This is a genomic window from Rhizobium esperanzae (assembly GCF_002204185.1).
Lineage (GTDB): Bacteria > Pseudomonadota > Alphaproteobacteria > Rhizobiales > Rhizobiaceae > Rhizobium > Rhizobium esperanzae.
In genome coordinates, this window is sequence record NZ_MXPU01000003.1 from 350,086 (window position 1) to 365,668 (window position 15,583).

The following is a 15,583-nucleotide window of genomic DNA, read 5'->3' on the forward strand; positions in this document are numbered from 1 at the left end:
AATCGCCTTTTAGCCGCCGCCCTCCTGCCAGTCGAAAGGAAATGACATGCCCGCCCGCCACACGAAGGTGCTCATCATCGGTTCCGGACCCGCCGGCTATACTGCCGCGGTCTACGCCGCGCGCGCCATGCTGAAGCCGGTTCTGATCGCCGGCCTCGAACAGGGCGGCCAGCTGATGATCACCACCGATGTCGAGAACTATCCGGGCTTTGCCGATCCGATCCAAGGTCCCTGGCTGATGGACCAGATGCTGCAGCAGGCAAAACATGTCGGCGCCGAGATCGTCAACGACCTCGTGACCGAGGTCGACATGAACCAGCGGCCGTTCGTCGCCCGCACCGACAGCGGCCAGGTCTGGACCGCCGATACGCTGATCATTGCCACCGGCGCCAAGGCCAAGTGGCTCGGCATCGAAAGCGAACAGCATTTCCAGGGCTTCGGCGTTTCGGCCTGTGCCACCTGCGACGGTTTCTTCTATCGCAACAAGGACGTGATCGTCGTCGGCGGCGGCAACAGCGCCGTCGAAGAGGCGCTGTATCTCTCCAACATTGCCAAGTCGGTGACATTGGTACATCGCCGCGACACTTTCCGCGCCGAGAAAATCCTGCAGGAACGTTTGTTCGCCAAGGAAAACGTCAAGGTGCTGTGGAACACCGAAGTGGCCGAAATAACCGGCACGCCGGCCAAGCCCCCGATGCCGCAATCCGTCACCGGCGCCCGCCTGCGCGACGTCAGGACCGGTGCGATCACCGAGATGCCGATCGACGGCGTCTTCGTCGCCATCGGCCATGCGCCGGCAACCGAACTCTTCAAGGACAAGCTGAAGCTGAAGGACAACGGCTATCTCTGGACCGCGCCGGATTCGACCGCGACCAGCCTTGAGGGTGTTTATGCCGCCGGCGACGTGACCGACGACACATTCCGTCAGGCCGTCACCGCCGCCGGCATGGGCTGCATGGCAGCGCTCGAAGCCGAGCGATATCTGACGGGTCACATGCCCGTCGCCGTGGCCGCGGAGTAAGATCGGCATGAGAGGCGGGGGAATGCCACTGGATTGGGACAAGCTGCGTATTTTCCACGCGGCGGCCGAGGCGGGTTCTTTCACGCATGCGGCGGATAAGCTGCATCTGTCCCAATCCGCCATCAGCCGCCAGGTGAGCGCGCTCGAGCAGGATGTCGGCACCAAGCTGTTTCACCGCCATGCGCGCGGCCTGATTCTGACGGAACAGGGCGAACTGCTCTATCGCACCGCTCATGACGTGCTGCTGAAGCTCGAAACCGTGAAGATGCAGTTGACCGAGACGACGGAAACGCCGTCCGGCAAGCTGCGCGTCACGACAACGGTCGGTCTCGGCCAGGGCTGGCTAACCGACAAGATCCAGGAATTCCTGCAGCTCTACCCAGACGTTCAGATCCAGCTGATCCTCGACAATGAGGAAGTGGATGTGAACATGCGTCATGCCGACTGCGCGATCCGTCTGCGCCAGCCGCAGCAGTCCGACCTCATTCAGCGCAAACTCTTCACCGTGCATATGCACGTTTATGCGGCGCCCTCCTACATCAATCGCCATGGCGAGCCGCAGAAGATCGAGGATCTCGACAATCACCACATCATCACCTTCGGCGAGCCGGCGCCGAGCTACCTGCTCGACGTCAACTGGCTTGAGGTCGCCGGCCGCTCCTCGGACAACAAGCGCATCCCGCATCTGCAGATCAACAGCCAGACCTCGATCAAGCGCGCCTGCCTGCTCGGAATCGGTGTCGCCTGCCTGCCGGACTATATCGTCGGGCGCGACCCCGGCCTTATTCAGCTGCCGATCAATGCCGACGTACCGTCTTTCGACACGTATTTCTGTTATCCCGACGAAATCAAGAATGCGGCCAAGCTGAAGGCTTTCCGTGATTTCATCGTCAGCAAGGCCAGAAACTGGAATTTTTAAGCCAGATTTATGGAATGATTTCCATACTATGCATTGGGCGCATGACTGGCATGCACAAATGAGGGTTGCCGTTTGCCCATTAAACCACCATATCGCACATAGCTGATGCACATGGTGGCTTTTCCTCCCAGTTCCACCGCATTAGCTGTTCCCCTCTGGAGGTTTTTGAACCTTCACACTTATAAGGGCCCTGGTTTTCCAGCGGCCCTCTTTTTTTTGCCTTGCAGCTTAGGAATATGCCGCGCCGCAAAAAAATTGTGCGGCGCATAACAGGTATGCACAAAAAAGCATTGAAACCTGCCTAAGGAAGCACCATATCCAACCCAGCTGATGCATTTCGTGGTTTCTCTCCCAGTTCCACCGCATTAGCTGTTCCCCTCTGGAGGTTATTGACCTTCACAATTCAAAGGGCCCTGGTTTTCCGGTGGCCCTCTTTTTTTGCCCAAAATTTACTCACGCGCCAAAAGCCGCCGCCTCACGTCTCCGTGATTTGCATATCGGCATGCGTCGAACCATATATCGAGAAAATTCGATTTATGGATCGACCGACCGCGATGGATAAAGACGAAATCATCAAGGCACTCGCCCACCCCACCCGGATGGACATTCTGAGCTGGCTGAAGAATCCCGAGGAACATTTCCCCACGCAGGAGCATCCCTTCGAAATGGGCGTCTGCGCCAGCCAATTCGAGCGCTGCGGCCTATCCCAATCGACGGTTTCCGCCCATCTCGGAACGCTGCACCGCGCCGGTCTCGTCACCACCAAACGCGTCGGCCAGTGGATCTTCTACAAGCGCAACGAAGAAACGATCGCCGCTTTCCTCAAGCAGCTGACACAGGATCTTTAATGCCCCTCGCCCTTCTCGTCCTCGCCTTGAGCTCCTTTGCGATAGGCACGACCGAATTCGTCATCATGGGTCTGCTGCCGGAGGTCGCCACCGATCTCTCGGTGACGATCCCACAGGCCGGATGGCTGGTAACTGGTTACGCGCTGGCAGTCGCGATCGGCGCGCCCGTCATGGCAGTCTCGACCGCTAAATTGAAACGGCGCACGGCGCTGATTGCGCTGATGGCCTTCTTCATCGCCGGCAACCTGCTTTCCGCTCTGGCGAGCGATTATTGGGTGCTGATGATCGCCCGCGTCGTGACCGCTCTCTGCCACGGCGCCTTCTTCGGCATCGGCTCGGTCGTCGCCGCCGGACTGGTTGCGGAAGACCGCAAGGCCCGCGCCGTCGCGCTGATGTTCACCGGCCTCACCCTTGCCAACGTCCTCGGCGTGCCGCTCGGCACCGCGATCGGCCAGGCCTATGGCTGGCGCGCCACCTTCGGCGTCGTCACCGTCATCGGCATCGTCACCATTCTTGGACTGATCGCCATCCTGCCGAAGGACAAGAAACAGGAAAACGGCAGCATCCTGCGCGAGATCGCGGCACTCAGGAATGGCGGCCTCTGGCTGGCGCTTTCGACCACCGTCTTCTTCGCTGCCTCGATGTTCGCCCTCTTCACCTATATCGCGCCGCTCCTGCGTGATGTCACCGGCGTTTCGCCGGAAGGCGTCACCTGGACGCTGTTCCTGATCGGCCTCGGCCTGACCGTCGGCAATCTCATCGGCGGCAAGCTTGCCGATTGGCGGCTCGGCGTAACACTTGCCGGCGTCTTCGCCGCGATCGCCGTCACCTCGCTTGCCTTTAGTTATACGAGCCGCTTCTTCATCCCGGCTGAGATCACCCTCTTCCTCTGGGCGACCGCAAGCTTTGCCGCCGTGCCGGCGCTCCAGGTCGGCGTCGTCGGCTTCGGCAAAGATGCGCCGAACCTCGTTTCGACGATCAATATCGGCGCCTTCAACACCGGCAATGCATTCGGCGCTTGGGCGGGCGGCCTGGTAATCGATGCCGGCTTCGATCTCACCCGCGTTCCGCTCGCCGCAGCCCTGATGGCCCTGGTCGGCCTGGGTGCGACGGCGCTCACCTATCTCTCCGCCAGGGGCCGGGCTGCGCTTGCCCCCGCAGAGTGATCCTCCCGCAAAAGAAAGGACCATCATGGCAAAGCTTTTCGAACCCACCAAGGTTGGCGATATCTCCGTCAAGAACCGCATCGTTATGGCGCCGCTTACCCGCAACCGCTCGCCGGGCGCGATTCCCAACGACCTCAATGTCGAATATTACCGCCAGCGCGCCACGGCGGGCCTGATCATCACCGAAGCGACCGCAATCACCCATCAGGGCCAGGGTTATGCCGACGTGCCCGGCCTCTACAGCAAGGAAGCACTCGCCGGCTGGAAGCGCGTCACCGACGCCGTCCACGCAGCCGGCGGCAAGATCGTCGTCCAGATGTGGCATGTCGGCCGCATCTCGCACACGACGCTGCAGCCGGACGGCGGCAAGCCGGTCTCCTCGACTAATCGCATCGCCAAGGCCAAGACCTATCTGGTCAATGCCGACGGCAGCGGCAGCTTTGCCGATACCTCCGAGCCCCGCGCGCTCGAAACCGCCGAGGTCCCCGGCATCATCGAGGATTACCGCAAGGCAGCCCGCGCCGCCATCGATGCCGGCTTCGACGGTGTCGAGATCCATGGCGCCAATGGTTATCTGCTCGATCAGTTCATCCGTGACGGCGTCAACGACCGCACCGACCAATATGGCGGCTCGATCGAGAACCGCGCCCGCCTGACCTTCGAGGTCGTCGATGCCGTGGTGAGGGAAATCGGCGCAGGCCGTACCGCAATCCGCATCTCGCCGGTGACGCCGTCGGGCGAAAGCTATGATTCCAATCCGCAGGCGACCTTCACCCATGTCATCGAGGGGCTGGCAAGATACGGCCTCGCCTATATCCACGTCATCGAAGGCCAGACCGGCGGCGAGCGCGACTACAAGCAGGGCGACAACCCCTCCTTCGATTACAGAGCGCTGCGCCAGGCCTATGAAAAAGCCGGCGGCAAGGCGAACTGGATGGTCAATAACGGCTATGACCGCGATCTCGCGATCGACGCCGCCGAAAGCGGCCGCGCCGATCTGGTCGCTTTCGGCAAACCCTTCATCGCCAATCCCGATCTCGTCGAACGACTGGCAAAGAACCTGCCGCTCAACACGCCCGACCAGTCGACCTTCTACGGCGGCACCGCCAAGGGCTATCTCGACTATCCCACTCTCGAAAAGGTCGCCTGAGGTTTCAGGCGCACATCAAGAAATCTCGCCTCTCGGCGGGATGTCTCAGGCTGGCCGAAAACCACCGCAAACCCCGCGACATCATCCTTGGCCTGGTGCCGGGGATCTGTGCCGGCCCAATTAAGCTACTGAAAAAATAGATGTTTTCCTGGTCAGGCAATTGCAGTCGTCAGATGCTCGGCACAAAGCAACTGCCGTCCGGTTCGCGTCGGAAAATGCCCCCACCCTAACCCTCTCCCCGTTCTGACGGGGAGAGGGGACGTGCCATTCCGAGAGGCGGATGGGAGGGAGAGGTCGCGGCAAATCCCCTTCGCCCCGTTTACGGGAAGAAGGTGCCGGCAGGCGGATGAGGGGCTGGTTTCGCCGATCTCCGGAACCGGACACCGTGGCACAAGGCGTGGCATGACGGAGGAGACTTTGTCGACAAATACAGAAATCCCACTGAGAGGTGGGATTTGTGCGTTCAATATCTCTATATAGGATGTCATGTTTGCACCCTATCTCGATCGCTGGTCGCTCATGTCGGACGGCGAGCCCATCATCACCCATTCCAGCCGCCTGCTGCCGGTCCTCTGGCAGGAGAGACCCGCCATGCTGAAAGTGGCGACCGATATCGACGAACGATACGGCGCGCTGTTGATGCAATGGTGGGACGGCGACGGCGCGGCTCATGTCTATGCACACGAAGGCGACGCCGTATTGCTGGAAAGGGCAACCGGGAAACGCTCCCTGCTTGCCATGGCGACGGATGGAGAAGACGACGAAGCGAGCCGCATTCTCTGCCGCACCGCAGCGCGGCTGCATGCGCCGCGCGAAAGACCACCCCCCGATCCCATTCCCCTCACCCGCTGGTTCCGCGATCTCGAACCGGCCGCCGGCAAACATGGCGGCACGCTTGCCGATTGCTCGGCGATCGCCAAAGCCCTCCTTGCCGATCCGCGCGATCTCTCCGTCCTCCATGGCGACATCCACCACGGCAACATTCTCGATTTCGAGGAGCGCGGCTGGCTAGCGATCGATCCGAAACGGCTCCACGGCGAGCGCGGTTTCGATTTCGCCAATATCTTCGCCAACGAGGAATTGCCGACCATCACCGACCCCGCCCGCTTCCGCCGCCAGCTCGCCATCGTCTCTGCGGAGGCGGGGCTGGAGCCGCAGCGGCTGCTGCAATGGATCGCCGCTTATTCTGGCCTTTCCGCCGCCTGGTTTCTCGGCGACCCCAATATCGAACAGGCGGAAACGGCCTTGACGGTCGCGCGGATCGCGCTGGCCGAGCTGGCGGTCTAAGGCGCCTTCTGCAGCGTATGCCCGATAAAGGCGGCCGCGGTGTCACGATGCGCCTCGGGCAGGCAGCCGAGAGCCACCAGTGAGGCTCTGACCGCCTCGTCGATCGGCGTCTGCGGCTCCTCGCCAAGTTCGGCGACAAGCTTGGCGTTGTTCATCCTGAGCGGCACTTTCCAGAGATAGCGCATCTCGTTGATCTCCCGCATCAACGGAACGAAAGGCGCGGCGAGCGGCACGATCCACCAGGGAAACCGCCCGATTTTCGCCTTGCCGCCGGCGACACGCTTGATCGCTTCTGCCATCTGCATGCCATCTGCATCCCAGAAGCCATCCATATGATAGACGGCGAAGGGCGGCAGCTGATCGGCCCGCTCGATGAGCCGGGTGATGGTTTCCGCCATGTCGGGCAGATAGGTCCACTGATGGCCGATGCCGCGCCGTCCCAGATTCTTAATGGTGCCGACCGGCTTGCCCGGCGTCACCAACCCCGATGAGAACCAGCTATTGGCCGTTGCGCCCGGACCGAAGAAATCGCCAGCCCTGACGACGATCGCGCCGGTGCCGGATTGCGATGCCGCCTTCAGCCGCTTCTCCATCTCGACGCGGATCGCTCCCTTCTTTGTAAGGGGATGCTGCGGGCTTTCCTCCGTCGGCGACTGCAGGGCATCGGGACCGAAATTATAGACGTTGCCCGGCAGCACGATCCGCGCCCCGGCGACGCGAGCGGCAGCGATTGTATTGTCGAGCATCGGCAGCACAAGCCTTTCCCAATCGCGATAGCCGGGCGGATTGACCGCGTGGACAATCAGGCCAACACCTTCAGCCGCCTTCAGCACGTCGCCGGCATTCATCGCATCGCCCTGCAGCCATTCGAATGCCGGCTCGTTCTTCGACGCCTTGGCGGCATCACGGTTGAGCGCCCGGATGCGCCAGCCACGGGCCCGAAGCCTGCGGGCGATCGCGCCGCCGATACCGCCGGTCGCGCCGAGAACCAGTGCCGTGATCTTCGTCTCTCCATTCATCGCAATGATCTCCTTCAATTGCATGAGATGACTATGCTCCTGCTTTCAGATAAACAAAATTGACGAAATAGGTAGACCGGCTATACAAAAACATATGACGCTCGAGCCAAGCTGGGATTTCTACCGCAGTTTCGTGACCGTGCTCCAGCAGGGCTCGCTTTCGGCCGCTGCGCGCGAACTGGGGCTGACCCAGCCGACGATCGGCCGCCATGTCGATGCTCTGGAACAGGCGATCGGCGCCGAGCTCTTCATCCGGTCGCCGAACGGCCTCGTCCCGACCGACGCCGCACAGGCGCTGAAACCCTATGCCGAAACGCTGGCGGCAACCGCCGCCGCCCTTTTGCGCACCGCATCCGGCGAGCGCGAGAGGGTAGCCGGAACGGTAAGGGTCAGCGCCAGCGAGGTCGTCGCCGTCGAGATCCTGCCTCGGATTTTCGGGCCCTTGCAGGAAGTCTATCCCGAACTCCAAATCGAGCTCTCGGCATCCGATACCATCGAAGATCTGGTAAACCGCGAGGCCGATATCGCCGTACGCATGGCCGAGCCGCAGCAGGATGCTCTCATCGTGCGCCGCATCGGCGACATCCCGATCGGCTTCCACGCCCACCGCCGCTATCTCGAACGGCACGGCACTCCGCAAGCCATGGCGGACCTCGCCAACCACCGGCTCATCGGCTTCGACCGGCAGACGGCCTACGTTCGCATGGTGATGAAGCGCTATCCCGCGTCCGAAGGCATCAAATTCTCCTACAGGACCGACAGCAATCTTGCCCAGCTCTCTGCAATCCGCGCCGGCGTTGGCATCGGCTTCTGCCAGATCGGACTGGCCCGAGAAAACCCCGACCTCGTGCATGTCCTTGCCGATGCGTTCGAGATTCCGCTCGGTACATGGGTGGTCATGCACGAAAGCCTGAAGACCTCACCGCGCTGCCGCGCCACGTTCGACGCGCTGGTCCAGGGGCTCCGGACTTACCATCGTCATTCCACAGGCGCGCAAGCGGAAATCGAGATCGATTTTTGATGAGAATCATGTGCAATCTCACAGCATCCTATGGAGATGACGATGCACAAGCCGGTTGAACTCGTGAGCTATGACAGGGTATGGCCGGATGCTTTCCAGCGCATCCAAGCCAAGCTGCTGGCCTTGCTGCCGCAGGCGCTCACCATCGATCACGTCGGCAGCACCGCCATACCTGATATGACCGCCAAGCCGCTCATCGATATCGACATCGTTCTTCCCGCTCTCGAGCATATCGAGAGTGCGACACAGGTACTTCTCTCGCAAGACTACGAGCCGCGCGGCAACCGCTATGACGACGAGGTTTGGGCATTCTTGTCGAGAGGTTCGGTGCCGGCCGAACGAGTCTACCTTTGCCCGGCCGGCAACGGTACGCATCGAAACAGGCTGGCTTTCCGGGATTATCTCATCGCGCATCCGGAGGCGGCGGCCGATTATGCCGCGCTGAAACGCAGGCTGGCAGCCGAATTCAGGATGGACGGCGATCGCTATACCGCTGAGAAGCGCGAATTTGTCGACACGATCGTCACGCGGGCATTGAAGGGATAGAGCATCTCGCGCAAAAGCGTGCGCCAGTTTGCGATAACGGCATGCGCAAACACGAGGACCTAAAGCGCAGCGAGCGAATCTGAAAGATCGCGACGCGCTCTAGGGTTAATGTCCGGCGCTCTGCGAGGCTCCAGCCGATCGCTCCTGCCATAGGCCATCGACCACCTCGGTTTCCGGCCGGTCGCCGCCCTCGGCATATTCCTCATGCCATTTGCCGTTTTCGTCCTGCCAGCTGATCTCGGCGGAATCGCCCCCGACCTGCTGTTCGGCCGCGACGATGCGCGCAGCTTCGAGCGCCTCGGCATGGGTCGGGAATGCCTCGGAATAGACGCCTCCCAGCCTGTAGGCCCAACCGCCGTCATGCGGCACGACTTCATAGACCACCTTGATCATGCATCCGTCTCCTCATCATCTTGTTGCGCATGCGCATGCTTCCGGACAGGGTCCGGATCATCGCGGCCGCGTGACGAGAATTCGAGGACGCCGCGATCTGCTTTCCGGCCCCGATGGCGTCAGTATTCCATTAAACGTCGAAGACTGCAAATAGCAGAGTGCCGCCGCGTGCTTCCCATCCGAAATCAGCGACTTAATTAAAGGCGTGAATCGCAACGGGAGCTGAGATTTGGGCATCGCGTCACGCCTTAAAGAGGAGAGGTTTCTGGTCCTTGCACTCGTCGTCTCGGTGACTGCCTATCTTCTGGAGCATACGGTCATGGAGATGGGGCCAGGCCTGGCGCTCATCGCCGCCGCAGCACTCGTCGCCACCATCGTGCTCGCTTCGATCCGCGTCGCCCATCATGCCGAACTGCTAGCCGTCAAGGTCGGCGATCCCTACGGCACGATGATCCTGACACTTTCTGCCCTCGCCGTCGAAGTCATCATTCTCGCCATCATGATGAGCGGCGAAAGCTCTCCAACGCTGGTGCGCGACACGATCTATTCGGCCCTGATGCTCGATATCAACGGCATTCTCGGTCTCGCCGCCCTGCTCGGCGGCCTCAAGCATGGCGAGCAGCCTTATAACGACAATTCGGGAAAGACCTATGGCGTGATGATCCTGACCGCCATGGGCATTTCGATGATCGTGCCGGAATTCGTGCCGCGAGATCGGTGGCATTATTACTCCGCCTTCACCATTGTCGCGATGATCGCTCTCTACGGCCTCTTCCTGCGCATGCAGGTCGGCCAGCACAGCTATTTCTTCAGCTACAGCTACCCGCGCTCCGAGCGGAAGAAGGAAAGTCGCGACGAACACGGCGCTGACGGACCGGCCGCCGTCTCGATCGCCACCATCCTCGTCGGCGTCGTCGTCATTGGCCTGCTGGCGGAGTTCATGTCGACCTTCATGACCGAAGGGCTGCGCGACAGCGGCGCACCAATCGCCGTCACCGCCGTCGTCGTCGCGGCGATTTCAGCCGCGCCCGAAATCCTGACCGCCTTGCGAGCGGCTCTGAGAAACCGCATGCAGGCGACCGTCAACATTGCCATGGGCGCCTCGCTTTCCACCGTCATCCTGACGGTGCCCGTGATGGAGGCGATTGCACTTTATACCGGCCAGCCCTTCATCATGGCGATGACCCCGGTGCAGACGGTGATGGTGACGATCACCTTGATTGCCGCGGCGATCAACCTCAACGACGGCGAGACAAACGCCATCGAGGGCATGACACATTTCATCCTCTTCGCCACCTTCGTCATGCTGACGGCTCTGGGGCTCTGAGGACTCCCTCCCCGCGGAGGAAGGGAAAGAACAGGCTGTTTAGGCGGGCTGTTGGGCGAAGAGCAGACGTTCGCGGGCTGCGAACCATTCATCGGCGTAATCGTCGTTCTTGTATTCCTCGAAATACGGCCCGCCGTCGGTGAAATGGACGTTCTTGGCGTCTTCGCGGTAGTCGTATTCATTGACGAGGTAATTCCATATCACCGGCAGTTCGCCGATGAGGTCGTCGTTCTCAAGCCACTTGAACTGGTGCAGCTGCAGGCCGGTCGCCGTGTTGACGTAGTCGGGCGTCAGGGCGCGGCATTTGTCGTTGTTGAAGAGAATGAAGCTCGACCAGTTCTTCTTTTCGTACTTGGTCTGCGTCTGGCCGAGGAACTTGGTGTCGATCTTCGGCTGATAATCGTGTTTGACGCACATGACGGCGTAACGCTCGTCGCGCAATGCCCAAAGCTCGGCGATATCGGCACGCATCAGCATGTCGCAATCCATGAAGATGCTCCAGCCCTCGAAACCGCTGAGATAGGGCGTCAGGAAACGCGAGAAGGAGAACTCCGTGGATTGCAGCGCGTTGCGCTCGCGGGTGAAAATCCCGCCAAGATTGGAAAGTGCAATGGGCGAGAACTCAACCGGGATCGACGACTTCTCGATGATGCTCTGCACGAGAACGTGGTAGGCGACCACTTCCTTGGGATCGAATCCCACAAAAATTCGGACGTTTTGTTGTTCCATTGTCCACCTTGATCGTCAGTATCGGCAACAGCTTTCTTGCCACCCACGCCTGTTAGCAAAGGCCCGCGACAGTCATCCCTTCGACTTTTCGAGAAAACGCTGCTTACGGGTTTTCGGTTTGAAGCGCCGAAAGAAATTGTCGACGGCGCGGATGAATTTGGTGACGGACATCAGCCTGTCGATCTGGCTGTTCGTATTGTCGAGCCGCTCCGACAAGACCTCGGCCGCAGTCATCGCGATCTCGATCGGCGGCACCTCAGGAAACCGTTTGGCGAGCGCCGAATAGGGGCTGGCATCGACGCCGCCCATCATTGAGATCGACCCCATGCGCGCGAAGAGGCGCAGGAAGATCTGCTCGAACGTCCAATCGTGAACGTCGAACACCTTCCACTTCTCGCTCCGCTTCGCCGAAAAGCCGGCAAGCAGGATCTTGCCCGGCAACTGCAAATCGGCGAGCCACAACGCTACCGCAAAGCCGCTCGTCGCGATCTTGCCGATCGGATAGAGATCGGCGAGCATTTGCGTCAGATCAAGGTGGCGGGCCTCAGCGCCTTCGAAGCAGCTCTTTTCGCTGAAATTTTCCTCGACGGAGACCCGGATGTTGACGACACCGAGGAAATCGTCGCCGCCAAAGAAGCGCAAGACATCCGCCGCCTCGCGCCGGTGGACGATATGGGCGCCCATCACGTCGCTGCGGGCAACCAGCATGGAGTGGCCGACGAAGGGTTCGTCGAGCACCTTGTAGACCTTGTTGAAGAAGACGTAGAGCGCCGTCTCCGGCAATTTGCTCCGCAGCCGTTCGATATCGACCGCCTCGCTGTTTGCTACCAGCACGATATGGGAATAGCCCGACAACAGCGCCTTCCACGCTTCCGGCGTCAGGAAATTGAAGCCATCATCCGGAGTGGTCGTAGCCTTGTTATCGCTGGGAATTGCTTCCATATCGCCTCACATGCACTTTCCAAGGACGACGCGCTCCGCCCGCCCGACTAGCTGTTGCTGAAATAGGCGCGCATCCGGGCAAGCCGCCTCAGCCCGCCGATCTGCTTTCCCACATGCGAGAGGAAGCCCGCCACTCGGTCCGTCATCGACGGTTGCCTGCAGAAGGACGCCCAGGGCGTGTTGCGAAGATCCTCGGCATAACGATTGGCCATCCGCCGGTGCACCCAGGGAACGTTCGCCTGCCACGGTTTCTTGCGGCCGGTGAAATGAAAGATGGCCGGCCGATCGACGAAAGGCAGCAGGCCCGTTTGTGTATTCCAGCGCGGATCGAGCACCAGCCAGTCGCGGTCAAAAGTGACGTTCAGCGCATCCTGGTCGTTATTCTCGAACAGATGCGACCGCTCCTCGAAGATTTCCCGGGTCCTGGCGAAGAGCCCCCTCGCCCGGCAGGACGACCAGTCAAACAGCAATACGCCGGCATTGAAGTAGCGGCCGCCCTCACCCATGCCGATCTTGCGCTGGCGCGCGCCTGATTTCTCGGGAAAGGCCATGACATAGTCGTCGACGGCGGCAAGCGCCTTGCCTTGAAAATCAAGGGTGAAGAGTTCGTCGACAGCCGCAACCGCCAGCACGTCGGCGTCGAGGTAAAGCAGGCGCTCGATATGGTCGGGTATATCCCGATCCATGTAGAGCCGCGCCAGTGTGGCCGCCGACCAGCGGCCCCGCGCCTGAAGGCCGGTGTCGGCCGTCTTATAGGGCAGCACCCTGATCGCCATACCATGAAGCCGCCCAAAATTATTGACCTCGGCGACCTGGTGCGGCTTGAGGTCGATGCCGAGAAGCAGGAACTCTACATCAGCATTTGTAAGATTGCGCTTAACGGAAAGCAGAGTGCAGCAGGCGGCCGGGAGCATGTTAACGTCAGAACAGACGATGACGGCACTCTGCTGCAAAATCCGGCCCCCCGAAGCGGCAAATTGAACTTGATGCCGGATATCTAGTTGGTTTGGCGGCTGCCCGCAACCGCAGATCATCCGCCCCACCGGCACTCCGCGTCACGTTTTGAATCGGAATTCAACGACTTGCGAGGCGAAGCGGAATCTGTGCGGCAGCGCGTTGAATCGGGACGTGAGCTATAGTCGCAATGCCAGAGGATGATCGACGAGCAGCCGGTCGACGGTGGCAAGCTGCAGGGCCTTCGACCTTGCACGCGCCGGCAGCAGCCGATCAAAGGGATCGCGCGTCTCCAGTTCGGGATCGGCAGCGGTGATGACATGCTGAATTTCGATCCCCAGCAGGATCAGCCCTATTTCCTCAAGAGAACCGGCAATGTCTTCGAGCGGTATGCCGGGATCCAACGTTCCCAGACGAGCCCTGATCGCCGTCTCCCAAAGGCTTGCGACGCTGACGAAGCCCACGGTTTTGCTGTCGCCGAGCAGCGACGCGATCTCTGGAAATCGCGCGCCGGCGTCCTTCCTCAGGATCGCGAGAACGATACGAGTATCAAGAAGAAGTCTCATGACCCCGGCAAAGGCCTCAGGAGGAAATCCTCCGGCAGCGGATCGTCAAAATCATCCGTGAATGGCACGGGATAGGGAATACCCCGAGCCCGAAGATATGCCTGACCGGCCTCCAGATTCAAACCGCCGCGTTTCTGATGGGGCACGAGGTCGAATACGGGCCGGCCGTTTCGGGTCACGAAAGGCCCGCCGTCACCGGCAGGCCCTCGATATGATGGCAACAGGCCTACTTGCAAGCGCCGCAGAAGCGCTGGATGCGGCGGCAAGCTTCCTCAAGCAGATCTTCCGATGTCGCATAGGAGATCCGGAAATTTGGGCCGAGGCCGAAGGCGGAGCCGTGAACGACGGCGACGCCTTCCGATTCCAGAAGCTCGGAAACGAAATCTTCGTCCGTCTCGATGATCTTGCCCGACGGCGCCGCCTTGCCGATCAGGCCGGCGCAGGACGGATAAACATAGAAGGCGCCTTCCGGCACCGGGCAGACGATACCCTTGGCCTGGTTCAGCATGGAGACGACGAGGTCGCGGCGGCCTTCGAAAATCTTCTTGTTCTCGGGGATGAAATCCTGCGTGCCGTTCAGCGCCTCGACAGCCGCCCATTGGGCGATTGACGTCGCACCCGAGGTCTGCTGACCCTGGATCATGTCCATCGCCTTGATGAGCTGAATCGGCCCGGCGGCATAACCGATACGCCAGCCGGTCATCGCATAGGCCTTGGAAACGCCGTTCATCGTCAGCGTGCGGTCGTAGAGCTTCGGCTCGACTTCGACGGGCGTGACGAATTTGAAGTCGCCATAGGTCAGGTGCTCGTACATGTCGTCGGTCAGCACCCAGACATGCGGATGCTTCATCAGCACATCAGTGAGCGCCTTCAGCTCGGCATGCGTATAGGCGGCGCCCGTCGGGTTGGATGGCGAGTTGAAAATGAACCACTTCGTCTTCGGCGTGATCGCCTTTTCGAGATCGGCAGGCTGGAGCTTGAAGTTATGCTCCTGGGTGGCCGAAACGAAAACCGGCGTGCCGCCGCAGAGCGCCACCATCTCCGGATAGGAAACCCAGTAAGGCGCCGGGATGACGACTTCATCGCCCGGGTTCAGCGTCGCCATGAAGGCGTTGAACAGGATCTGCTTGCCGCCGGTGCCGACGATCGTCTGCTCCCAAGAATATTCCAGACCGTTCTCGCGCTTGAACTTGGCGGCGATCGCCTTGCGCAGCTCGGGGATGCCGGAAACCGGCGTATACTTCGTCTCGCCGCGGTTGATCGCGTCGATGGCAGCCTTCTTGATGTTGTCGGGCGTATCGAAATCCGGCTCGCCTGCGCCGAGGCCAATGACGTCGCGTCCTTTTGCTTTCAGCTCACGCGCTTTCTGGGAAACGGCGATGGTGGCTGAAGGCTTCACACGGGAAAGAGCATCGGCAAGGAAGGCCATGATATCGGTCCTATTGGTTGAAACGGGCAGAAAGCCGGGACCGGAGTTCTGCGGTTAGCTCTATGTCCAATGTATGACGGCATTTCAAGGGCAAAGGCGTGATGGAGGCAATGATTCTTATTGATCGTTTCGCCGCACCGGCGGTAGGTCCGCCGTGATTTTCGCCGAGGCTCGCGCGCGCGAACGCAGCCGGCCGCGCCGGCGGCGAGATCCCGCTCAGGCCGATCTTCCTTTCGATCCGATGCCGCCGCCTGTCGCGCTGCGTC

Annotated in this window: 16 protein-coding genes and 1 pseudogene; 9 read left to right on the forward strand and 8 right to left on the reverse strand. The window is 60.8% G+C overall.

Annotated elements, in window-relative coordinates:
- Positions 1–46: 46 nt before the first annotated feature.
- The 6 genes from trxB (at position 47) to B5E41_RS06070 (ending at position 6,391) form a co-directional block, all read left to right on the forward strand.
- On the forward strand, positions 47–1,021 hold the full coding sequence (trxB, locus tag B5E41_RS06045; protein WP_088391859.1) for a thioredoxin-disulfide reductase: 975 nt from the start codon (positions 47–49) through the stop codon (positions 1,019–1,021).
- A gap of 22 nt (positions 1,022–1,043) precedes the next feature.
- The gene (locus tag B5E41_RS06050) at positions 1,044–1,940 is read left to right on the forward strand and encodes a LysR family transcriptional regulator VtlR (protein ID WP_064803999.1); all 897 of its coding nucleotides are present in this window, start codon (positions 1,044–1,046) and stop codon (positions 1,938–1,940) included.
- A gap of 554 nt (positions 1,941–2,494) precedes the next feature.
- Positions 2,495–2,788 carry an ArsR/SmtB family transcription factor gene (locus B5E41_RS06055; RefSeq protein WP_064804001.1) on the forward strand — a complete coding sequence of 98 codons (294 nt, stop codon included), beginning with the start codon at positions 2,495–2,497 and terminating at the stop codon, positions 2,786–2,788.
- A complete protein-coding gene (locus B5E41_RS06060) occupies positions 2,788–3,954 on the forward strand; it encodes an MFS transporter (RefSeq protein ID WP_088391861.1) in 1,167 nt (388 codons plus the stop codon). The genes B5E41_RS06055 and B5E41_RS06060 overlap by 1 nt, the downstream gene beginning before the upstream one ends.
- Before the next feature lie 25 nt (positions 3,955–3,979).
- Positions 3,980–5,104: an alkene reductase gene (locus B5E41_RS06065; protein WP_064810921.1), complete on the forward strand. Its 1,125-nt coding sequence runs from the start codon at positions 3,980–3,982 to the stop codon at positions 5,102–5,104.
- Positions 5,105–5,590: 486 nt separating this feature from the next.
- Positions 5,591–6,391 carry an aminoglycoside phosphotransferase family protein gene (locus B5E41_RS06070; protein WP_088391863.1) on the forward strand — a complete coding sequence of 267 codons (801 nt, stop codon included), beginning with the start codon at positions 5,591–5,593 and terminating at the stop codon, positions 6,389–6,391.
- On the opposite strand, the gene B5E41_RS06075 is transcribed toward B5E41_RS06070, so the two are convergent.
- Positions 6,388–7,410, reverse strand: a complete 1,023-nt coding sequence (locus B5E41_RS06075; RefSeq protein ID WP_088392023.1) for an NAD-dependent epimerase/dehydratase family protein — start codon at positions 7,408–7,410, stop codon at positions 6,388–6,390. The two genes, B5E41_RS06070 and B5E41_RS06075, sit on opposite strands and share 4 nt — an antisense overlap.
- A gap of 94 nt (positions 7,411–7,504) precedes the next feature.
- Here B5E41_RS06075 and B5E41_RS06080 point away from each other — a divergent pair, with 94 nt between their 5' ends.
- Together B5E41_RS06080 and B5E41_RS06085 are read left to right on the forward strand one after the other, a co-directional pair.
- Positions 7,505–8,431 carry a LysR family transcriptional regulator gene (locus tag B5E41_RS06080; protein ID WP_088391865.1) on the forward strand — a complete coding sequence of 309 codons (927 nt, stop codon included), beginning with the start codon at positions 7,505–7,507 and terminating at the stop codon, positions 8,429–8,431.
- Positions 8,432–8,467: 36 nt separating this feature from the next.
- A complete protein-coding gene (locus tag B5E41_RS06085; RefSeq protein WP_088392025.1) occupies positions 8,468–8,977 on the forward strand; it encodes a GrpB family protein in 510 nt (169 codons plus the stop codon).
- A 105-nt stretch (positions 8,978–9,082) separates the two neighbouring features.
- On the opposite strand, the gene B5E41_RS06090 is transcribed toward B5E41_RS06085, so the two are convergent.
- Positions 9,083–9,370 (reverse strand): DUF2188 domain-containing protein, encoded by a 288-nt coding sequence (locus B5E41_RS06090; protein ID WP_064804010.1) that lies wholly within the window; start codon positions 9,368–9,370, stop codon positions 9,083–9,085.
- 229 nt (positions 9,371–9,599) lie between these two features.
- Between B5E41_RS06090 and B5E41_RS06095 the strand changes: the two genes are divergently transcribed.
- Entirely contained in the window at positions 9,600–10,697 is a 1,098-nt protein-coding gene (locus tag B5E41_RS06095) for a calcium:cation antiporter (protein ID WP_088391867.1), read from the forward strand.
- Positions 10,698–10,736: 39 nt separating this feature from the next.
- Here B5E41_RS06095 and B5E41_RS06100 read toward each other — a convergent pair whose 3' ends face one another.
- From B5E41_RS06100 to B5E41_RS06125, 6 genes and pseudogenes are all read right to left on the reverse strand, one after another.
- Positions 10,737–11,426 carry a glycosyltransferase family protein gene (locus B5E41_RS06100; protein ID WP_088391869.1) on the reverse strand — a complete coding sequence of 230 codons (690 nt, stop codon included), beginning with the start codon at positions 11,424–11,426 and terminating at the stop codon, positions 10,737–10,739.
- Between the two features lie 72 nt (positions 11,427–11,498).
- The gene (locus tag B5E41_RS06105) at positions 11,499–12,368 is read right to left on the reverse strand and encodes a 3-deoxy-manno-octulosonate cytidylyltransferase (protein ID WP_088391871.1); all 870 of its coding nucleotides are present in this window, start codon (positions 12,366–12,368) and stop codon (positions 11,499–11,501) included.
- A gap of 47 nt (positions 12,369–12,415) precedes the next feature.
- Complete coding sequence (locus B5E41_RS06110) at positions 12,416–13,321, reverse strand: glycosyltransferase family 8 protein (protein ID WP_088391873.1); 906 nt, start codon at positions 13,319–13,321, stop codon at positions 12,416–12,418.
- A gap of 180 nt (positions 13,322–13,501) precedes the next feature.
- A complete protein-coding gene (locus B5E41_RS06115) occupies positions 13,502–13,888 on the reverse strand; it encodes a type II toxin-antitoxin system VapC family toxin (protein WP_088391875.1) in 387 nt (128 codons plus the stop codon).
- A pseudogene (locus B5E41_RS32650) lies at positions 13,885–14,067 on the reverse strand (type II toxin-antitoxin system Phd/YefM family antitoxin); the annotation flags it as partial. The gene B5E41_RS06115 and the pseudogene B5E41_RS32650, both read right to left, overlap by 4 nt.
- A gap of 47 nt (positions 14,068–14,114) precedes the next feature.
- A complete protein-coding gene (locus B5E41_RS06125; protein ID WP_088391877.1) occupies positions 14,115–15,317 on the reverse strand; it encodes a pyridoxal phosphate-dependent aminotransferase in 1,203 nt (400 codons plus the stop codon).
- Between the last annotated feature and the right edge of the window lie 266 nt (positions 15,318–15,583).

What these genes read in the sequence shown, in the direction of transcription:
- trxB (WP_088391859.1), top strand. Translation starts at nt 47, where the DNA reads ATGCCCGCCCGCCACACGAAGGTGCTCATCATCGGTTCCGGACCCGCC.
- B5E41_RS06050 (WP_064803999.1), top strand. Translation starts at nt 1,044, where the DNA reads ATGCCACTGGATTGGGACAAGCTGCGTATTTTCCACGCGGCGGCCGAG.
- B5E41_RS06055 (WP_064804001.1), top strand. Translation starts at nt 2,495, where the DNA reads ATGGATAAAGACGAAATCATCAAGGCACTCGCCCACCCCACCCGGATG.
- B5E41_RS06060 (WP_088391861.1), top strand. Translation starts at nt 2,788, where the DNA reads ATGCCCCTCGCCCTTCTCGTCCTCGCCTTGAGCTCCTTTGCGATAGGC.
- B5E41_RS06065 (WP_064810921.1), top strand. Translation starts at nt 3,980, where the DNA reads ATGGCAAAGCTTTTCGAACCCACCAAGGTTGGCGATATCTCCGTCAAG.
- B5E41_RS06070 (WP_088391863.1), top strand. Translation starts at nt 5,591, where the DNA reads ATGTTTGCACCCTATCTCGATCGCTGGTCGCTCATGTCGGACGGCGAG.
- B5E41_RS06075 (WP_088392023.1), bottom strand. Translation starts at nt 7,410, where the DNA reads ATGAATGGAGAGACGAAGATCACGGCACTGGTTCTCGGCGCGACCGGC.
- B5E41_RS06080 (WP_088391865.1), top strand. Translation starts at nt 7,505, where the DNA reads ATGACGCTCGAGCCAAGCTGGGATTTCTACCGCAGTTTCGTGACCGTG.
- B5E41_RS06085 (WP_088392025.1), top strand. Translation starts at nt 8,468, where the DNA reads ATGACGATGCACAAGCCGGTTGAACTCGTGAGCTATGACAGGGTATGG.
- B5E41_RS06090 (WP_064804010.1), bottom strand. Translation starts at nt 9,370, where the DNA reads ATGATCAAGGTGGTCTATGAAGTCGTGCCGCATGACGGCGGTTGGGCC.
- B5E41_RS06100 (WP_088391869.1), bottom strand. Translation starts at nt 11,426, where the DNA reads ATGGAACAACAAAACGTCCGAATTTTTGTGGGATTCGATCCCAAGGAA.
- B5E41_RS06105 (WP_088391871.1), bottom strand. Translation starts at nt 12,368, where the DNA reads ATGGAAGCAATTCCCAGCGATAACAAGGCTACGACCACTCCGGATGAT.
- B5E41_RS06115 (WP_088391875.1), bottom strand. Translation starts at nt 13,888, where the DNA reads ATGAGACTTCTTCTTGATACTCGTATCGTTCTCGCGATCCTGAGGAAG.
- B5E41_RS06125 (WP_088391877.1), bottom strand. Translation starts at nt 15,317, where the DNA reads ATGGCCTTCCTTGCCGATGCTCTTTCCCGTGTGAAGCCTTCAGCCACC.